A 20,003-nucleotide genomic window follows, 5' to 3' on the forward strand; every position below is an offset into this window, starting at 1 on the left:
CTCAACCTATCCGTTATGGTTAATTTAGTTAACAAATCATGTTTAACATACTTTTATTAACTGTTAGTTAATGCTAGTATGTAACTAAAGTCACGTCAAGATAGAAAAGGAAATTAACTAGTGGTTAAAAATGACTATAAGTTAGCATTCACAAAAAGACTACAAGAAGCCTGCCTAGACTCCGGGATTGCGGGTAGAGGGTTAGGTAAAAGAATTACAGAGGCATTGGCTAAACAAGGAATAAAAGTCAGTGCGCCCGCGGTCTGGAAATGGTTAAATGGTGAATCCGTTCCTGACTCAACAAATATTTTAGCCTTAAGTCAGTGGCTCGATGTTCGAGCTGAATGGTTAGAATATGGCAGAGGCGCCAAGAAAAATGATGGCATTTCAGTTAATGAAATAATGCCTGTTAATGATTGGGATAATAGTACTCCTATAGAGCGAGATGAAGTGGAGATCCCATTTTATTCAACAATTGAATTGGCCGCAGGTTTTGGCAGTTGTACCACTGATAATCAAAAGGTGGAATTATTGAGATTCTCTCGTTCTACATTTAATCAATATGGTGTACAGCCAAGTGATGCTGTTGCTTTTAAAGTGCATGGCGATAGTATGTCACCAGTTATTCCTGACAGCTCTATTGTAACCATCAGTACAGGGCATACTAAGATTATTGATGGTGGTATTTACGCTATTCAGCAAGGTGACTTGTTAAGAGTTAAAATCTTGCACCGCCTACCCAATAATAAAATCATTATTCGTAGCTATAATACGATTGATTATCCTGATGAAGAATCAACCTTAGAAGAAGTAAAAATCTTAGGGCGTGTTTTTAATTGGTCGGTGATGGGCTGGTGATCGCTTTAGGAAAAGTGAATGAAAAAGTGAATAGTGCTAACACTAGGCTTACTGATATTCACCGTTAAGCCTAATGTTAGCTTTTTTAAATACAATAGCTCACAAGATCAATAATCCTAGACCACGTTTTACTTCATCAAGCTTTTGTTGAGTCACTTCTTTCGCTTTATCGCTCCCTTCTTTGATCACTTGTAATAAATAAGCTTTATCATTAATAAGTTGCGCTCTTTTTTCACGTATTGGTTGCAGAAGCTCTTGTAAGATATCATTAAGCATAGCTTTGCATTTCATATCACCAAGTCCTCCTCTTTGGTAATGAGCCTTCATTGCCGTCACCATGGCTTTATCTTGGCAAAAAGCATCTAAATAGGTGAACACCACATTACCTTCAATATGACCTGGTGATGCAACATCAATATGTTGCGGATCGGTATACATCGAATAAACCGCTTTTTTAATTTCATCGGCTGTGGATGATAAATTAATCGTATTACCTAAGGATTTAGACATTTTCCCACTACCATCTGTACCGGGTAAACGACCGACTTGCCCTACTACGACCTTACAACTTGTCAATACGGGTTGTCCTATTAAGCTATTTATTTTGGTGACGATTTCATTGGTTTGCTCAATCATAGGTAATTGATCTTCTCCTGCGGGCACAATATCTGCACTAAATGCAGTAATATCCGCCGCTTGACTGACAGGATAGGTTAAAAATCCCGCCGGCAATGAACGAGAAAGATTTTTTTGCAAAATCTCATGTTTTACTGTTGGATTACGCTCTAAGCGAGATACTGTGACAATATTTAAATACAGCATAGTCAGTTCTGATAAAGCCGGTAGTGCGGATTGTAAGCATAATGTGGAAAGTTTCGGATCAATACCAACAGCTAAATAATCAGCCACCACATCAAAAAGAAATTTACTGACCTTTTCAGGTGTTGAGCCATTATCGGTTAACCCTTGCATATCAGCCATTAAGATATATTGTGTCGCTTTCTTCTGAAATTCGACACGTTGCTGAAGAGAGCCAATATAATGACCAAGATGTAAAGGTCCAGTGATCCGATCCCCTGTTAAAACTATCGATTTATTTTCAGTGAGATATTTGTTCATTGCATTTCCTTCGTTGGGATAAATACCGCCAGAGAAATGCCATAAACAACATCACCGCGCTCTGGCGGCAATAGTGTTATTTATATAAATCAAAGATAAATAGGACTAGGTGCCGCTTAAATAAAGCGCCACCAATTTTGAATTGATCTTAATGAGCGAGGTCTTGTATTCACAATCTTTCCTTATTAACTTATTTAGTTGTATAGCAGTTTTATCTATAAGTCAATCAAGGAAAATTATCCTAAGATCATCATTATCCCAACAAGTGGAGATAAGAAAAAACCCGTTACCTCTTACGAGATAACGGGCTCTTATATGGTGCCGGCTACCGGAGTCGAACTGGTGACCTACTGATTACAAGTCAGTTGCTCTACCAACTGAGCTAAGCCGGCGAATTCTGGCGGAAGGATAGAGATTCGAACTCTAGGATGGTTTCCCATCGGCGGTTTTCAAGACCGCTGCCTTCAGCCACTCGGCCATCCTTCCATGGCGCGCAATTATGCCTATCTCTGAGCTTGCTGTCTAGTCCTGATGATAAAAAAAATGTTTTTTTTATTTGTTTGCTTAAACTTCAGTCGAATTTTGCCTAAAAAACGATAACTTATTAATTTAGTGGTTAAATTTTGTGAGTTTTTGCTTTGTGATAATGGTGCTTTACAGATAAAAACGATGAATAAAGGCGAGAAAAAGATAAGAAAAAACCCGCTATCTCTTACGAGATAACGGGCTCTTATATGGTGCCGGCTACCGGAGTCGAACTGGTGACCTACTGATTACAAGTCAGTTGCTCTACCAACTGAGCTAAGCCGGCGAATTCTGGCGGAAGGATAGAGATTCGAACTCTAGGATGGTTTCCCATCGGCGGTTTTCAAGACCGCTGCCTTCAGCCACTCGGCCATCCTTCCATAGCGCGAAATTATGCCTATCTCTGAGCTTGCTGTCTAGCATTCAGCGTAAAAAAAATGACTTTTTTTGTTTATTTGCTCAAACTTCACCCGAATATCCCTTTTAAAGTAATAACCTGTTAATATAATGACTTAATACTGATGGTTGTTTAGCCAATTTTTTCTTTTTTATTGACTTCATTTCTTAAAGGCTCGCAAACTGAATGCGTACACTGACCCAATTAAAGCCAAATACATTAACTCGCTTATATGCTCTGTTTCTTCTGTTTATGGCCATATCCCTTTTTCTATATGCTTATAGCTATTTTGATACTTGGCTAGAAAGTAAAAAAAATGCCATTAATAACACGACTAATAAGTTTGCTTCTCAAGTTGAAGATTACCGCTATCACGCTAACCAACTATTCCAGTTATCAAACAAAATTAATGATCCAACCCTCTTTCTGCCTTTAAAAATCAATCCGGTCAAACTACGCTCTGATGTTTATTGGCTTGAAGGACGCGATCAGACCGTTGACGCTATTGTTTTTGGTAAATCGAATGAACAAACCTTTCAGTTAGCCGGTTATTTTGCAAACGCGTTAGAAATTATTTGGGGGGTACGTAATAACTATAGCTCTCTCTATTATCTTAATGGTAAAGGCAATGATCTTATCCTTATTACTACCCACTCAATACTAAAACCAGAATTGCGCTATAAAGAAAGCTATTTAACACTAACGGCTGAAAACAAACGTTCTGAGCTATTAATGCAATCAACGGCATTAGATGAAAAAGAGAGCCTTTCTCCCATTAGGAAAATGCCGACAGAAAATATTTATTACTATACCTACCGCACCATGTTTAATGTGCCAGGGCAACTGACCAGTGTTATTGCCTTTGATTTACCCATAAATAATTTTCTACCTGCTGAGCTATCACCTCAATATTTAAGATTATTACCCACAGGACAGCAGAGTGTTTATGATAAAAACAATATTGAGGTATCAACGGATGGGACTTCACTCATCTTCTCACAGCCCATCGCAGGAATACCCTACTCTTTATCTTATGAGTATCCACTAAAATCGATTTTCAATGAGATTGTGTATAAAAATATCTGGTTACTTATCAGCCTACTCATTTTTATCTCGATTTCAGTGTTTGGCCATATCTATATTCGTAATAAATATGTATTCCCTTATATTTCGATGACGCGTAATCTTCGCATCAAAGAAGAGATGACTAACGATATCATTTCTAATCTTCCTATTGGTCTATTGGTGTATAATTTTTCATCTAACCATAAGATTATTAGTAATAGCCACGCAGAGAAACTATTACCTCATATCGATTTATCTAAGATCCGCCAGATGGCGATTGAACATAATGGTTTAATCCAAACGGCCATTGATAACGAAATTTATGAGATCCGCACCAGTAGCAACAGCAATATCGATAATACTGCTCTATTCATTTTTCTGAATAAAGACAACGAAGCATTAATCAATAAGAAATTGCAGCTAGCACAACAAGAATATGAAAAAAACACGATTGCACGCCGCAAGATCTTATCCAATATGTCATTGGAACTCATACGACCAATTAAAGATATTAATGAGATGGTATATCAATTTAAAGATCTACTTCCTAACGATACTCACCAACAATTACTGAGTCTGCTATTAGAAAAAACGAATTATATTTCTGAGTGGATAGAAAACATTACGCTAATTAATAAGTTAGAAAATCAAGAATGGAAAATACATCAAGATGAATTTGAACTTTCAACGCTAGTTGAATCTATTCTAATAACCGCATCACCATTTATGATAAGAAAGGGATTAACACTTTATTTCCATAATAATATTAAACCTAGTTTACTTTTATTTAATGATGGCCCAGCATTAAGTAAGATTATTTTATCATTGATTAATTATGCCATTAGTACGACTAATTATGGAAAAATAACCGTCAATCTAAATTTAGAAAAAAATAATGATAAAGAAGAAATAGTAATTGATATTATTGATAGTGGCAGTGGGTTAACAGCTCAAGATCTGGCTAATATTAAATATCCATTTTTAGGTCAAGCTATGGGTGATAAATATTATTCCAACTCGGGTATTATTTTTTATTTATGTCATTTGTTGTGTAACAAAATACAAGGCACTTTGACCATTACAAGCCAAGAAAGTATTGGCTCTCATTTCCGTATCGTACTTCCATACCAGCATATAGATACAGAAGAGCGCTCTTTTGACATATTATTAGAGGGTATAACTGCAAAACTCGCCATAAAAAACCCTGAAATAGAAAAAATAATCTGCCAACAGCTTGATAAATATGGCGCTACATACTTTGATAAAAATAAAGAGAATCTTTACTCAGAATACGATATCATACTTAGAGACACTCCGGATAATAATCCTGAATCAGCAACAGTATTATTAGTTAGCTCTATTACCGGATTTGAAAAAATAGCAAGAAATTTAATAAAGTGTAACTATAACTTCGGTGATCCATTAATTGAGGCTATTACTTATTTGATTGAAGAAAATGAACAACTTTCTCTCGAAACAACTCAAACGAGTATTCGTAATGAGAATAATAACCTTGATCATCACGAAGTAATTCTTAATAATTATAGGAAGAAGTTGAATGATAGTGATTATAAGGAACTATTTATCAATACTGTTCCCATTGATGTTGAAAAACTACACTTAGAAGCAACTAATAAAGACTTTCATTCTCTAGCTCAGACAGCTCATCGTCTGAAAGGGGTTTTTGCTATGTTAGATTTAGAATATCTCAGAGAGAACTGCGAATATTTAGAAGATGACATAAAAAATCATAATGAATTAGAGATAAAAGAACGTATCAATCAACTGGATAAATGGATCCGACAGTTGCTGTAGCAAGGTAACAATTAAACATGAATAACCTTAATATTATTATTGCCGATGATCATCCAATTGTTTTATTCGGCATTCGTAAATCTTTAGAACAAATTGAATGGGTTAATGTTGTTGGTGAATTTGAAGATTCCACTTCACTTATCAATAACTTATCTAAATTAAATGCAGATGCTCTTATCACCGACCTATCTATGCCTGGTGATAAATATGGTGATGGTATTACGTTGATAAAGTACATCAAAAGACATTATCCTAATTTGTCTATTATTGTACTCACTATGAACAATAACCCAGCTATCTTAAGTGCTGTTCTTGACCTTGAAATCGAAGGTATTGTATTAAAACAAGGTGCGCCTGCTGATCTACCTAAAGCACTTGCAGCATTGCAAAAAGGCAAGAAATTTATGCCTGAAAGCGTGGCTAAGCTGTTAGAAAAAGTGAATGCCAATGGTTATGGTGATAAACGCTTATCTCCCAAAGAAAGTGAAGTGTTGCGCTTATTTGCCGAAGGTTTCCTTGTCACTGAGATTGCTAAAAAACTCAATCGTAGTATCAAGACTATCAGTAGTCAGAAAAAATCAGCCATGATGAAGCTCGGTGTCGACAATGATATCGCTCTGCTTAACTACCTATCATCAGTCACTATTGATAAGGAAATTAACGGAGAAAGCTAACCCGTTAACTTTTCTTCTCTATGCTGTATAGATAAAATCAGGAAGCTCATACCCATTGTGGGAGCTTCTCTGCTTTTTTATTACTTTTTATCCGCCATCACATCGTTGGCAACAAAAAAATGTTTTCCCCTCTTCCCCTATCATCCTGAGCCGGCAACCTAGCAACAATATTTATCACTGTAATATCGAAATTTTTCAATCAGATCTACCATGAAAAAACCTCGTTTTTCCGAGATTAATCGTTGGATTATGCCACATAGGTGAGTAATACGTCTTTTAATACAGTAAGAGAGACTGGCTTGGAAACACAATCATTCATTCCCGCATCAATACAACGTTGTTTTTCTTCGGCAATTGCATTTGCTGTAACGCCAATAATAGGAATAGTGCGACTCAATTCACGCACTGTTGTCGCTAATTGATAGCCATTCATATTTGGCATATTGACATCGGTTAAAATAATATCGACATGATTTTCTTGCATAAAGGCTAAAGCATCACAGCCATCTTCTGCCGTTGCGGTATTAAAACCAATTTTTTTCAGTTGATCGGTCAACAATAAACGATTGATAGGGTGATCATCAACAATGAGCACTGTCAATAATTGTAGATCGTGATCCGTCATTAACGCATTATTTTCTGAGTCATCAGACTCTAATTTTGTTTGTGGTAATTGTAGGATAATCTTAATTAATTCATTTAATTTATATGTACTACATAACCAATTATTCTCAGAGATTTTCTTTGCAGGCTCAAAATAGTGTTCATAAATACGGATAAATTGGCAAGAGTTATCTAAACATTCATCATGATCGGTGATAATAAAATCATTCTCAGATACCTGAGTCACTTCCGTGAATAATTGACAATGTAAGCCCACATAACTTAGATATCGTTCAACAAAGCTTTCTAGATAGAGATTTTTAATACTGATAAAGCAGCGAATAGTACTCTCTTTATAGAGATTATATTTGGTTTGTCCATCACTCGAATTTAGTGCCCCATATAAAGGGATCCGCACAGTAAAACGGCTACCCACATTTTCTTGAGAAACAACACTGATATCACCATCCATCAAGTTAATCAGTTTTTCACAAATTGCTAATCCTAATCCTGTACCTTCTGAAGCACTTTCTGTATTTTGCGAGACCTGAAAGAAGGGTTCAAAAAGCTGATGAAGCATTTTTTCATTTATCCCTCTGCCGGTATCATGAATATCGAAATAGAGATAATATTCATCTCGATACAGGTGCAAAGTAATACATCCTGTCGTAGTAAATTTAATACTATTATTTAGTAGATTAGAGATAACTTGTTGGACACGAACCGGATCGTTATTAACGATTTTAGGTACATCCGGCTCAATAAAGCAGTAAATAGCTAAATCTTTTTTAGCAATTAACGGCAAATAGTTAGAGATAACAAAAGAGACAACTTGGCGACAATTGAATGGTTTAACGTCAATTTTTAATTGTTTCGATTCTATCTTCGAGAAATCAAGGATATCGCTGATAATTTTGAGTAGCAGCGATGAAGAGTTATCCATTGTTTTTAATAATCTGGCAGTCTCTTCATTTTGCGTCAATGATTGTAATAATTCTAAGTTACCAATAATGCCATACAGTGGTGTACGCAGCTCATGGCTGACTGTCGCTAAGAACATTGATTTAGCTTGGTTTGCTTGTTCTGCGGCCGTTGCCATATTTTGTAGAGAGCGTTCCATTTTAACACGAGCGCTGATATCTACTAATACGCAAATCGCCACATCTTCATTCTGATAACGTGAATTCACAAAACTAATTTGCAAATGATTATGATTATTAGTGACCACATCCACTATATTGCTACTTTTTTCAGCAATAATAGAGAGAATATTTTGTTTATCACTATGACTTAATAAGCGAAAATAATTATGGGCGAGCTCATTACTTAAAATAATCATGCCATCACGTATTCTTAAGATACTTATTCCTACTGGGGCTGACGCGACAATTTTATGATTAAACTGCTCATGCTCCTCTAAGCGTGAAGCATTATTTTCTGCAGGTGAAAATATTTTTCGCTCAAAAATCCAAACGAAAATAAAGATAACAATCGCCGAAATGATATTTAAAATAATGGCATTAAAAATAGTAAACTTAAATTCATTTAAAATTTGTTTTAATGGTAGTGAATAAACCACACTAAAAGAAGAAGGAAGTAGCTTACGTTTTGCAACTAAATCACTAAAATCATCATCAAAGCCAAAGTAAGGAGCACTAACATCCGGTACATCCCTTACACTGCGATAATTATTCTCTTCAGGATAACTTAAGACTGGATTATTTTTATTGTTTAAAAGATGAATAGAGATAACGCGATCTTTCGTAGGTGAAAAATACTCCAATCGGATCGCCCTTTCGATACCAATGAGTGCAATAAATTTCCCTGACGCATAAACTGGCGACATGACATAGAGGATACCGCTATCCCCCTTGGCATCAGGTACTATCCAGTATTGATTACTCTCTTTCCCTTGAGCTCGTTGATTAATGTAATTACGTGTATTTTCATAAACCATTTTTTTCAACAGTTCAGTATCAATAGGTGATGCACGCAATGGGAAATTAATCATACACATACTATGAGAGCCAACCATAAATACTTGGTTGATACCTTGTAAAGCAGGGGTATTATCTTTCCAGTAATACAGAATACTATTAAATGATCGAAAATAATTGTTTGTTTGCCCTTTGAATAATTCACAATCGGCACTTTCACTTAATTTATGAAGTGAAAAAGGCCCTTCATAAAAAAAAGAATTATTCATCTTAGGGTTTAAATTGAGTTGCTCTTGATGCCGCTCTGCTAAATATTGCAAATCGCGGATAGTACTCGAGGTTTGGCGAAAGAAGCCCAATAAATCGGTATAGTTATTACTATATTCTTGTCGGATATCTGATTTAGTATCATTAAAGATGTTGATGAGATAAAACATGGTTAATAATGCGCCCATTGCCCACAACATGATACCCAGTGCACGAAAAAGGTAGCGGGAAATTTTTAATGACGTTTTAAATGACGAAAGATATCGCAAATAACCACCCTAATCGGTAATACAGATAATCAACTTTCTCATTCTAACAGAAGTTACTCTAGGTCTGAATGAGATGATCTTTATCATCAGGATAATTTTTTCTGATGACTGATAAAATTTTTTGACTAATAAATGCTTATAATATAAAAAAGCAGGCATTCCGCCTGCTTTTTTTGCTTTAAGTTACTGAAAAATAGCTATTATTCTTCTTCACTATCCGCATCATCTGTTGGTTCAGACTCTGGAACATCAGAGATATTGTCGCTGATCATTTCATCAACTTCATCATCATCTAATGCATCATCTTCATCTTCAACACGTTGTAAGCCAACGACTAGCTCGTCTTCTGTAGTACGGATCAAGGTAACACCTTGTGTATTACGTCCCACAATGCTGACTTCTGATACTCGGGTACGCACTAACGTTCCGGCATTGGTGATCATCATAATCTGGTCAGTTTCTTCAACTTGAATAGCGCCTACCACTTTACCATTACGCTCACTCACTTTAATCGAGATAACGCCTTGTGTTGCACGGTTTTTGGTTGGGTATTCACTTTGAACGGTACGTTTACCATAACCGTTTTCAGTCACTGTTAAGATATCACCTTCGCCACGAGGAATGATCAGTGAAACCACTTTATCATCATCAACCAGTTTCATACCACGAACACCTGTCGCAGTACGACCCATTGGGCGAACACACTCTTCTGCGAAACGAACCACTTTACCATCTGCTGAGAACAGCATAGCTTCATTACTACCGTCGGTTAAATCAACACCGATAAGCTCATCGCCATCATTTAAATTAACCGCGATAATACCAGCACTACGAGGACGACTGAAGTCTTGTAATGGTGTCTTTTTAACCGTACCGCTCGCCGTTGCCATAAAGACAAATTTACCTTCTTCATACTCTCTTACTGGAAGAATAGCGGTGATCCGCTCATCTTGCTCTAGAGGTAATAAATTGATAATTGGACGACCACGAGCACCGCGGCTCGCTTCTGGTAACTGATAAACTTTCATCCAGTACAGGCGACCACGACTTGAGAAACACAAAATAGTATCGTGTGTATTAGCCACCAGTAGGCGATCGATAAAGTCTTCTTCTTTGATCCTTGCGGCTGACTTACCTTTTCCTCCACGACGTTGCGCTTCATAATCAGTCAATGGCTGATATTTAACGTAACCTTGGTGAGATAGTGTCACAACCACATTTTCTTCATTAATCAGATCTTCGATATTAATATCAGCGGTATTTTCAGTGATTTCAGTACGACGAGGATCGTTATATTGTGTTTTAATTGCTGTTAGCTCTTCACGAATAACGTCCATTAAACGCTCAGGGCTTCTCAAAATATGCAATAACTCAGCAATTTGTAGCAGTAATTCACGATATTCATCTAGCAGTTTTTCATGCTCAAGTCCGGTCAGTTTCTGCAAACGCAGATCTAAAATGGCTTGTGCTTGTTGTTCTGTTAGATAGTATTTACCGTCATGCACACCAAATTGTGGCTCTAACCACTCAGGGCGAGCAACATTGCTATCACCAGCACGCTCTAACATCGCAGACACGCTACCGAGATCCCAAGGTTGGGCAATTAATGCTGCTTTCGCTTCTGCTGGGGTTGGTGCTTGACGAATTAATTCAATCACAGGATCGATATTGGCCAAAGCGACCGCAAGTGCTTCTAAGATATGAGCACGATCACGCGCTTTACGTAATTCAAAAATGGTACGACGAGTCACCACTTCACGACGATGGCGAATAAAGGCTGCGATAATTTCTTTTAGGTTCAATAATTTTGGTTGGCCTTGATGAAGCGCAACCATATTAATACCAAAAGAGACTTGCATTTGAGTTTGTGAAAAGAGGTGATTTAATACTACTTCACCGACTGCATCACGTTTGATCTCAACAACAATACGCATACCGTCTTTATCAGACTCGTCACGTAATCCGCTGATACCTTCAATACGTTTATCTTTTACAAGCTCCGCAATTTTTTCAATTAAACGGGCTTTATTCACCTGATAAGGAATTTCTGTCACGATAATGGTTTCGCGACCCGTTTTCTCATCAGTTTCAATATCAGCCTGAGCACGGATATAAATCTTTCCACGCCCTGTACGATAAGCATCTAATATTCCTCTGCGACCATTAATAATCGCAGCAGTCGGAAAATCAGGCCCGGTAATATATTCCATTAATTCTTCTATGGTGATGTCTTCATTATCAACATAGGCAAGACAACCGTCGATAACTTCACCGAGGTTATGCGGAGGGATATTCGTTGCCATCCCAACGGCAATACCTGAAGAGCCATTAACTAACAAGTTTGGAATACGGGTTGGCATAACAGCCGGTATATTTTCTGTTCCATCATAGTTAGGAACAAAGTCGACCGTCTCTTTTTCCAAATCCGCCAGCAGTTCATGGGCGATCTTCGCCATACGAACTTCGGTATAACGCATAGCCGCCGCGGAGTCACCATCAACTGACCCGAAGTTACCCTGACCGTCAACCAACATGTAGCGCATAGAAAAAGGCTGTGCTAAACGAACAATCGTTTCATAGACAGCACTGTCACCGTGCGGGTGATATTTACCGATTACATCCCCAACAACACGGGCTGATTTTTTATAAGGTTTATTCCAATCGTTTCCCAGTACATTCATCGCAAATAGCACTCGGCGGTGTACTGGCTTCAGTCCGTCTCGAACATCGGGTAATGCGCGTCCTACAATAACGGACATCGCATAATCCAAATATGAGCTTTTCAGCTCTTCTTCGATATTAACTGGTGTGATTTCTCTGGCAATGTCGCTCATGGAGCCACTGTCCCTCATACTACGGATTCAAAGGTGTAGAACTATACCACAAATCGCCAATTTTAGGAAAACTGAAACAATGAAATTAATCACTCTTTCGCGATTCTCTTCGATTTAGCTTCGATTTCGCTCTCTAACATTGGTAGAATCATCGGTAATATGAAAATAGGAGTAATACTTTCTGATGAATGATAAAACAACCTCTTTGCATGCTAACGTAGATCAGCATGAAATCGACAAATTTGAGAGTGTCGCATCAAGATGGTGGGATCTTGAAGGTGAATTTAAACCCCTACATCGCATCAATCCACTAAGACTTAATTATATCCAAGAACGTGCTGATGGCTTATTTGGTAAAAAAGTACTCGATGTTGGGTGTGGTGGCGGTATTTTATCTGAAAGTATGGCCCGTGTTGGTGCAGAAGTCACCGGACTCGATATGGGGAAAGAGCCATTAGAAGTCGCACGTCTCCACTCACTGGAAACCGGTATCCCTGTCACCTATATACAAGATACCGTTGAAAACCATGCCGCAGAATATCCACAACGCTATGATGTGGTCACTTGTATGGAAATGTTAGAACACGTTCCAGACCCTTCCTCCATTGTAAGATCATGTGCCAAACTGGTGAAACCAGGTGGACATGTATTCTTTTCTACCATCAACCGTAATAAAAAAGCGTGGTTTATGCTGGTGGTAGGCGCGGAGTATATTCTGAATATGGTTCCTAAAGGCACCCATGATGCGAATAAATTTATTCGTCCTTCAGAATTATTAAGCTGGGTCGATGAAACCAATTTACGTAGCAAAAATATGATTGGGTTACATTACAATCCTATTACAGACAAATTCCGATTAGCGCCAAATGTTGATGTTAATTACATGGTGCACACTCAAGCGACCGATAATTCGGATTTGTGAAATAGAGAGATTGATTTGGTTTAATAAAACATCAAACGATCACATTTTTAAAAATTGACTTTGCCTCTTTTTAGCGTCGTTTTAAGTTTCTGACTGCCTGTATTTATGCAGGGTACAGGCAGTTGTTAAAAAAATTATCCCCTATTTATCCACAGAAACATTCAGATTTGTACACTTGATCAATCCCTCAATTACCATTATCTTGTTATCACCATTTGAACAAACCCCTATATATTGTGTTTCCTTAAATTTCACACCACAAGACTCCTTGGCAATGTTTGTCATCGGGAGCGCTTTTTTGCGGTATAAAATTTCAGGTTGCCCATTTATAGGTCATTAAAGCCAGAAAGGTGCATCGCTCATGAATCACAGCCTGCTCGTCACAAAACGTGATGGTCATAAAGAACGCATTGACTTAGACAAAATTCACCGTGTTATTACTTGGGCCGCTGAAGGTCTAGAAAATGTCTCTGTTTCTCAAGTTGAGTTACGTTCTCAGATTCAGTTTTATGATGGTATCAAAACTGCCGATATCCATGAAACACTGGTTAAAGCTGCTGCAGACTTAATATCTGGTGAAACACCTGATTATCAGTATCTTGCTGCTCGTCTTGCTGTCTTTAATTTACGTAAAAAAGCCTATGGTCAATTTGAGCCACCGGCATTGTATGATCACGTTAAACATTTAGTTGAACTCGGTAAATATGACCGTCATCTTCTCGAAGATTACACCAAAGAAGAGTTCGAACAGATGGATAAGTTTATTGTTCATCAACGTGATATGAATTTCTCTTATGCAGCAGTGAAACAGCTAGAAGGTAAATATTTTGTTCAAAACCGTATTACCGGTGATATTTACGAAAGTGCACAATTTCTCTATGTGTTAGTTGCCGCTTGCCTATTTTCGCGTTATCCAAAAGAGACGCGTATGGATTATATTGAGCGCTTTTATAACGCGGTATCCACATTTAAAATCTCACTCCCAACACCTATTATGGCGGGTGTAAGAACTCCGACACGTCAATTTAGCTCCTGTGTTCTAATTGAGTGTGATGATAGCCTTGATTCTATCAATGCGACCTCAAGTGCTATTGTTAAATATGTATCTCAACGTGCAGGTATTGGAATTAATGCCGGTCGTATTCGTGCATTAGGTAGTGCTATTCGTAATGGTGAAGCATTCCACACCGGTTGTATCCCATTCTATAAGCACTTCCAAACTGCGGTAAAATCTTGTTCACAAGGTGGGGTACGTGGTGGTGCAGCAACGCTATTTTATCCTTTATGGCATTTAGAAGTTGAAAGCCTACTGGTATTAAAAAATAACCGTGGTGTTGAAGATAACCGTGTACGCCATCTCGATTATGGTGTGCAGTTAAACAAATTAATGTATGAACGTTTAATCAAAGGTCAGGATATTACATTATTTAGCCCGTCTGATGTGCCGGGCCTCTATGATGCATTCTTTGCTGATCAAGACGAATTTGAACGTTTATATGTACAATATGAGAAAGATAAGAGTATTCGCCAAAAACAAGTTAAAGCGGTTGAATTATTCTCACTCATGATGCAAGAGCGTGCCTCTACAGGTCGTATCTATATTCAAAATGTTGACCACTGTAATACACACAGTCCGTTTGATCCGGCGATTGCACCTATCCGTCAATCAAACTTATGTTTAGAAATAGCACTACCAACCAAACCATTAAATGATATTAAAGATCCAAATGGTGAAATTGCCCTGTGTACACTTTCGGCCTTTAATCTTGGGGCGATTGAAAATCTAGACGATTTAGAAGAGCTAGCACGTTTAGCCGTTCGCGCGTTAGATGCTTTGTTAGATTACCAAGATTATCCAATTTTAGCAGCTAAACAAGGTGCTATGGGTCGTCGTACACTGGGTATTGGTGTGATCAACTTTGCTTATTATCTGGCTAAACACGGTGTTCGCTACTCAGATGGTAGTGCAAACAACTTAACACACCGTGCCTTTGAAGCTATTCAATACTATTTATTAAAAGCATCAAATGAATTAGCAAAAGAGCAAGGGGCATGCCCATGGTTTAATGAAACCACCTATGCAGAAGGTATCTTACCTATTGATACTTATAAAAAATCATTAGATGTACTGACTAATGAACCTCTGCATTATGACTGGGAAAGCTTACGCAAAGAGATCAAACAATACGGTTTACGTAACTCAACGCTCTCTGCATTGATGCCATCAGAAACATCATCACAAATATCAAATGCAACCAATGGTATCGAACCACCTCGTGGTTATATCAGTATTAAAGCTTCTAAAGATGGCATCTTACGTCAAGTGGTTCCAGAATATGAGCGCCTAAAAGGGGCTTATGAATTACTGTGGCAAATGCCAAGTATCGAAGGTTATTTGCAGTTAGTCGGTATTATGCAAAAGTTTGTCGACCAAGCGATTTCTGCCAACACTAACTACGATCCTACTCGTTTCCCTAGTGGTAAGGTTCCTATGAACCAGCTGCTAAAAGATTTGCTGCTCGCCTATAAATATGGTGTGAAAACACTCTATTATCACAATACCCGTGATGGTGCAGAAGATGTACAAGGTGATCTGGAAGAAGTCGTTGAAACGGCAGATTCAGATTGTGAAGGCGGCGCGTGTAAAATTTAATTGAGGAAGCTATGTCTTATACCACTTTTTCACAAGTTAGAAATGATCAGCTTCAGGAGCCCATGTTTTTTGGGCAACCTGTTAACGTAGCGCGTTATGATCAGCAAAAGTACCCTATTTTTGAAAAACTAATTGAAAAGCAACTCTCTTTCTTCTGGCGTCCAGAAGAAGTTGATGTTTCTCGTGATCGTATTGACTACAATGCGCTTCCCGATCACGAAAAACACATTTTTATTAGTAATTTAAAATATCAAACTCTGCTTGATTCGATCCAAGGTAGAAGCCCTAACGTGGCATTTTTACCTTTAATTTCGATTCCAGAATTAGAAACTTGGGTAGAAACATGGTCGTTCTCTGAAACCATCCATTCACGCTCTTATACCCATATTATTCGTAATATCGTCAACGATCCGTCGGTCGTTTTTGATGATATTGTTGAAAATGAAGAGATTTTAAAACGTGCTCGTGATATCTCATCTTATTATGATGAGTTAATCAATTTAACTAACCTTTACCATATGTTTGGTGAAGGTACGCATCAAATAAAAGGTAAAACTGTTGAAGTTACTTTACGTAAGCTCAAAAAACAGCTTTACCTATGCTTAATGAGTGTTAATGCTTTAGAAGCGATTCGTTTCTATGTCAGCTTTGCCTGTTCATTTGCCTTTGCAGAGCGCGAATTGATGGAAGGTAACGCTAAAATCATTAAATTGATTGCCCGTGATGAAGCATTACACTTAACTGGCACACAGCATATGCTCAATTTACTGCGTTCAGGTCAAGATGATCCTGAAATGGCCGAAATTGCCGCAGAATGCGAACAAGAATGTTATGACCTATTTGTTGAAGCAGCAGAGCAAGAAAAAGAGTGGGCAGAATACCTATTCTCAGAAGGCTCTATGATCGGTTTAAATAAAGAGATCCTTTGCCAATATGTTGAATATATTACTAATATTCGTATGCAGGCAGTAGGACTTAAATTGCCGTTTAAAGCACGTTCAAACCCTATTCCATGGATTAATGCTTGGTTAGTATCTGATAATGTGCAAGTTGCACCACAAGAAGTTGAAGTAAGCTCATATCTAGTAGGTCAAATCGACTCACAAGTAGATACTGATGATTTAAGTAACTTCGAACTGTAAAACAGAGAACTAGCGCTATACATTATGGCATCTCATAAAGTGACCCTGCACCAGCAGGGTCTATCAACCGCATTAGAATTTAGCTCTGAAACGCATCCTTCCTTGTTGGAGACGTTAGAGCGCAGCAAAATTCAAATCGAATATCAATGCCGAGAAGGTTATTGTGGCTCTTGCCGATTACGCTTAGTAAAAGGCAAAGTATGTTATCGCAATGAGCCATTGGCATTTATTCAAGCTGATGAAATTTTACCTTGTAGCTGTCACCCTGTGAGTGATATCGAAATCGAGATCTGCACAAAGTAAAACTATTGACTATAATGATCACTGTTTTCTTATATTGTTCTTTTTCTAACACAAATGCGTATTTTTAACTAAAGTTAAATAACAGAGTTATAAAAAGGATCGTTACTATGAAACTAAAAACTATTTTACCGATTTGTGCCGCCTCTTTCTCTTTACTGCTATTAGCAGGTTGTTCATCGCCACAAAAAATTGAAACCGTCGATGGGCAAACTATTTTGACCACAGATAAACCTCAAGAAGATGAGTCTACCGGATTAATTATTTATAAAGATGCTGAAACCGGTGCAATCAAACAAATTAATCGTGATCAAATAAGAAGAATGGTTGAGCTTGATGATTAATTAATCTTTTTTTGTCATTCAACAACCAAAGACATGTTAAATAGCGCCAACATTTTGTTGGCGTTTTTTTATATCCCCTTTATTTTGTAAACAAAACATTACACCAATCGTAATTAAAATTTGACAGAAATTTACCATTCTTATACCCTACTTTTAACTAGGTAAAATAGTTTGGAAAAACGAGGACTTTGTGAAAAATCGCACTATAGGCAGTGTATTTATTGTTGCAGGAACAACAATTGGTGCAGGAATGTTGGCAATGCCACTTGCTGCTGTGGGTATTGGCTTTAGTACCATGGTGTTATTGCTGGTGGGCTTATGGCTATTAATGAGTTACACCGCGCTTTTATTAGTGGAAGTCTATCAATACAACGATCCCCATACAGGCCTTGGCTCTATTGCGAAACGTTATCTGGGTATTGGAGGACAAGTCGTTACAGGTTTAGCTTTGCTACTTCTTATGTATGCTTTAACAACGGCTTATATCAGTGGTGCGGGTGAATTATTAGCTTCGACTTTATCTTCTTGGATTGGTCATAAGATAACCATCACACAAGGTATCATTATCTTTACAGTTATTGGTGGTGCGGTAGTCGGTATTGGTACCACTTCTGTGGATATGATTAACCGCTTACTCTTTACAGCAAAAGTTATTTTCTTAATTTTTATGCTGGTAGTCATGTTACCCCATGTGGAAAAAGTCAACTTAACCTCTATGCCTATCGCTAAGGGGCTCGTTCTTTCTGCGATCCCGGTTATTTTTACCTCTTTTGGTTTCCACGGTAGTGTACCCAGTATTGTCAGTTACATGGATGGCAATATCAAAAAACTACGCCTAATATTTATCGTAGGTAGCGCAATCCCTCTTATTGCTTATATTTTATGGCAATTAGCAACATTAGGAGCTATTCCCACCACCACCTTTATGGGGATTTTAGCCCAAGAATCTGGCTTAAATGGTCTACTCACCGCCATCCGTGATGTGGTTGCTACACCGCGAGTCAATATTGCTGTCAACCTTTTCGCAGCCCTTGCACTCGCCACCTCTTTCTTAGGCGTAGCATTAGGATTATTTGATTATCTAGCTGATTTGTTTAAACGCAGTAATCGCGCATCTGGTCGTTTTCAATCTGGTTTATTAACCTTTGTTCCACCGCTATTCTGTGCGTTATTTTTCCCTAACTTTGTGCAAGCCTTAGCCTATGCCGCAATTGCTTTATCTATTCTCGCACTATTATTACCGGCACTACTGGTGTGGAAAGTAAGACAACAAAAGCAGACTACAGAGCATTATAAAGTTAAAGGCGGTAAGCCAGCCTTAGCTATTGTATTTATCTGCGGGTTAGTGGTGATTGGTATTCAAATAGCGATTACCTTTAATATATTGCCACAAGTGGGTTAATCACCATTAGCTGATAAAAATCAAATAAAAAGCAGGTGTTAATTGTAACACCTGCTAAAAATAAATAACTAAACGGGAAAAACCTAATGTTCCCGTTATTGATATTAGAAACTTAAACCAGCTCCTACATAGAAACCATCAGCAAGTTTATTGTTACTGTGATTATGCGCGTTTTCAATTTCAATCACCCGATAACCCGCATTAACATGAAGTGGTTTAAATACCGTGTATTTAGCACCAACATCAGCTTCATAATAGGATTTACTTCCTGATGTTAATCCTTCCGGCGAAGCATAAGCTTCACCATAAACACTCAGTGAAGGTAAAACACGCCAATTAAGTCCAACACCACCAGCTAATGCCGCGCCGTCATCACCATTTTTGGGGGAGAGGTAAAGTGCTTTACCACCAACACTTGCTGAGAATGGGCCAAGAGGTAACGCAAATTTTGCACCTAAACTACCTAATTGACCATCGTGATCACTACGTGCCCAATTACCGTTAAAAGAAAGTCCAGAATCGGCATCACCTAAACCTGCTTGTACATCGGTATAATGTTTACCCGCTTGCACATTCATCGATATGGCATTGGCATTAGCAGAAATAAGCAATGCGCTCATTGCTCCTAATAATAAAAACTTTTTCATTATGATTACCCCAGCAAATAATTTTCCCAACTTATAATTATACAGCAAATTTATTAAACAATTTTACTGAGAATTGAAAGTCAATGTTTAGATTTTTCAATCTATGTAAATAAGTTACATCTATCAATACTATCGGTCCAATGGGTTTTATTAATAATTTTAATCTTGCTAAAGTGGAATTACAGTAAAATTTAACCATAATAAATATAAGGCTGTTCGCTTCGTTTTAT

General features: G+C 37.7%; 13 protein-coding genes and 4 tRNA genes. 9 read left to right on the forward strand and 8 right to left on the reverse strand.

The genetic code is table 11. From position 1 onward, the window contains the following. The first annotated feature begins 120 nt into the window (after positions 1–120). Entirely contained in the window at positions 121–858 is a 738-nt protein-coding gene (locus PMI_RS08455) for a LexA family transcriptional regulator (protein WP_004248370.1), read from the forward strand. A gap of 99 nt (positions 859–957) precedes the next feature. On the opposite strand, the gene trpS is transcribed toward PMI_RS08455, so the two are convergent. The 5 genes from trpS to PMI_RS08480 form a co-directional block, all read right to left on the reverse strand. After that, positions 958–1,977, reverse strand: coding sequence for a tryptophan--tRNA ligase (trpS, locus tag PMI_RS08460; RefSeq protein ID WP_012368094.1), 1,020 nt, complete (start codon positions 1,975–1,977; stop codon positions 958–960). A gap of 316 nt (positions 1,978–2,293) precedes the next feature. Beyond that, a tRNA-Thr gene (locus PMI_RS08465) sits at positions 2,294–2,369 on the reverse strand. Between the two features lie 6 nt (positions 2,370–2,375). Further along, positions 2,376–2,463 (reverse strand) — tRNA-Ser (locus tag PMI_RS08470). 249 nt (positions 2,464–2,712) lie between these two features. Next, positions 2,713–2,788, reverse strand: a tRNA-Thr gene (locus PMI_RS08475). A 6-nt stretch (positions 2,789–2,794) separates the two neighbouring features. After that, positions 2,795–2,882 (reverse strand) — tRNA-Ser (locus PMI_RS08480). 203 nt (positions 2,883–3,085) lie between these two features. On the opposite strand from PMI_RS08480, the gene rcsD reads away from it, so the two are divergent. Further along, a complete protein-coding gene (gene rcsD / locus PMI_RS08485; RefSeq protein WP_004243645.1) occupies positions 3,086–5,779 on the forward strand; it encodes a phosphotransferase RcsD in 2,694 nt (897 codons plus the stop codon). Positions 5,780–5,796: 17 nt separating this feature from the next. Further along, positions 5,797–6,453 carry a response regulator transcription factor RcsB gene (rcsB, locus tag PMI_RS08490; protein WP_004243646.1) on the forward strand — a complete coding sequence of 219 codons (657 nt, stop codon included), beginning with the start codon at positions 5,797–5,799 and terminating at the stop codon, positions 6,451–6,453. A gap of 247 nt (positions 6,454–6,700) precedes the next feature. Here the strand turns inward: rcsB and rcsC are convergent, their stop codons facing one another. Both rcsC and gyrA read right to left on the reverse strand, forming a co-directional pair. After that, a complete protein-coding gene (gene rcsC, locus PMI_RS08495) occupies positions 6,701–9,529 on the reverse strand; it encodes a two-component system sensor histidine kinase RcsC (protein ID WP_012368095.1) in 2,829 nt (942 codons plus the stop codon). Between the two features lie 200 nt (positions 9,530–9,729). Continuing rightward, on the reverse strand, positions 9,730–12,363 hold the full coding sequence (gyrA, locus tag PMI_RS08500; protein WP_004248375.1) for a DNA topoisomerase (ATP-hydrolyzing) subunit A: 2,634 nt from the start codon (positions 12,361–12,363) through the stop codon (positions 9,730–9,732). 184 nt (positions 12,364–12,547) lie between these two features. Here gyrA and ubiG point away from each other — a divergent pair, with 184 nt between their 5' ends. The 6 genes from ubiG to tyrP all read left to right on the forward strand — a co-directional run bounded on the left by ubiG (position 12,548) and on the right by tyrP (position 19,126). Continuing rightward, a complete protein-coding gene (gene ubiG / locus PMI_RS08505) occupies positions 12,548–13,285 on the forward strand; it encodes a bifunctional 2-polyprenyl-6-hydroxyphenol methylase/3-demethylubiquinol 3-O-methyltransferase UbiG (RefSeq protein WP_004243650.1) in 738 nt (245 codons plus the stop codon). A gap of 361 nt (positions 13,286–13,646) precedes the next feature. Continuing rightward, on the forward strand, positions 13,647–15,938 hold the full coding sequence (nrdA, locus tag PMI_RS08510) for a class 1a ribonucleoside-diphosphate reductase subunit alpha (protein WP_004243653.1): 2,292 nt from the start codon (positions 13,647–13,649) through the stop codon (positions 15,936–15,938). A gap of 11 nt (positions 15,939–15,949) precedes the next feature. Beyond that, positions 15,950–17,080: a class Ia ribonucleoside-diphosphate reductase subunit beta gene (gene nrdB / locus PMI_RS08515; protein WP_004248376.1), complete on the forward strand. Its 1,131-nt coding sequence runs from the start codon at positions 15,950–15,952 to the stop codon at positions 17,078–17,080. A 24-nt stretch (positions 17,081–17,104) separates the two neighbouring features. Continuing rightward, a complete protein-coding gene (gene yfaE, locus PMI_RS08520) occupies positions 17,105–17,383 on the forward strand; it encodes a class I ribonucleotide reductase maintenance protein YfaE (protein ID WP_004243655.1) in 279 nt (92 codons plus the stop codon). A gap of 107 nt (positions 17,384–17,490) precedes the next feature. Next, positions 17,491–17,724 carry a YgdI/YgdR family lipoprotein gene (locus tag PMI_RS08525; RefSeq protein WP_004243656.1) on the forward strand — a complete coding sequence of 78 codons (234 nt, stop codon included), beginning with the start codon at positions 17,491–17,493 and terminating at the stop codon, positions 17,722–17,724. 190 nt (positions 17,725–17,914) lie between these two features. Beyond that, positions 17,915–19,126: a tyrosine transporter TyrP gene (gene tyrP, locus PMI_RS08530; RefSeq protein ID WP_012368096.1), complete on the forward strand. Its 1,212-nt coding sequence runs from the start codon at positions 17,915–17,917 to the stop codon at positions 19,124–19,126. Between the two features lie 104 nt (positions 19,127–19,230). Here tyrP and PMI_RS08535 read toward each other — a convergent pair whose 3' ends face one another. Continuing rightward, complete coding sequence (locus tag PMI_RS08535; RefSeq protein WP_004248380.1) at positions 19,231–19,773, reverse strand: YfaZ family outer membrane protein; 543 nt, start codon at positions 19,771–19,773, stop codon at positions 19,231–19,233. Between the last annotated feature and the right edge of the window lie 230 nt (positions 19,774–20,003).

The sequence above is a fragment of the Proteus mirabilis HI4320 genome (genome assembly GCF_000069965.1).
Lineage (GTDB): Bacteria > Pseudomonadota > Gammaproteobacteria > Enterobacterales > Enterobacteriaceae > Proteus > Proteus mirabilis.

Excerpts from the sequence above, each read along its gene's own strand:
- trpS (WP_012368094.1), bottom strand. The coding sequence starts at position 1,977 with ATGAACAAATATCTCACTGAAAATAAATCGATAGTTTTAACAGGGGAT.
- rcsD (WP_004243645.1), top strand. The coding sequence starts at position 3,086 with ATGCGTACACTGACCCAATTAAAGCCAAATACATTAACTCGCTTATAT.
- rcsB (WP_004243646.1), top strand. The coding sequence starts at position 5,797 with ATGAATAACCTTAATATTATTATTGCCGATGATCATCCAATTGTTTTA.
- gyrA (WP_004248375.1), bottom strand. The coding sequence starts at position 12,363 with ATGAGCGACATTGCCAGAGAAATCACACCAGTTAATATCGAAGAAGAG.
- ubiG (WP_004243650.1), top strand. The coding sequence starts at position 12,548 with ATGAATGATAAAACAACCTCTTTGCATGCTAACGTAGATCAGCATGAA.
- nrdA (WP_004243653.1), top strand. The coding sequence starts at position 13,647 with ATGAATCACAGCCTGCTCGTCACAAAACGTGATGGTCATAAAGAACGC.
- nrdB (WP_004248376.1), top strand. The coding sequence starts at position 15,950 with ATGTCTTATACCACTTTTTCACAAGTTAGAAATGATCAGCTTCAGGAG.
- yfaE (WP_004243655.1), top strand. The coding sequence starts at position 17,105 with ATGGCATCTCATAAAGTGACCCTGCACCAGCAGGGTCTATCAACCGCA.
- PMI_RS08525 (WP_004243656.1), top strand. The coding sequence starts at position 17,491 with ATGAAACTAAAAACTATTTTACCGATTTGTGCCGCCTCTTTCTCTTTA.
- PMI_RS08535 (WP_004248380.1), bottom strand. The coding sequence starts at position 19,773 with ATGAAAAAGTTTTTATTATTAGGAGCAATGAGCGCATTGCTTATTTCT.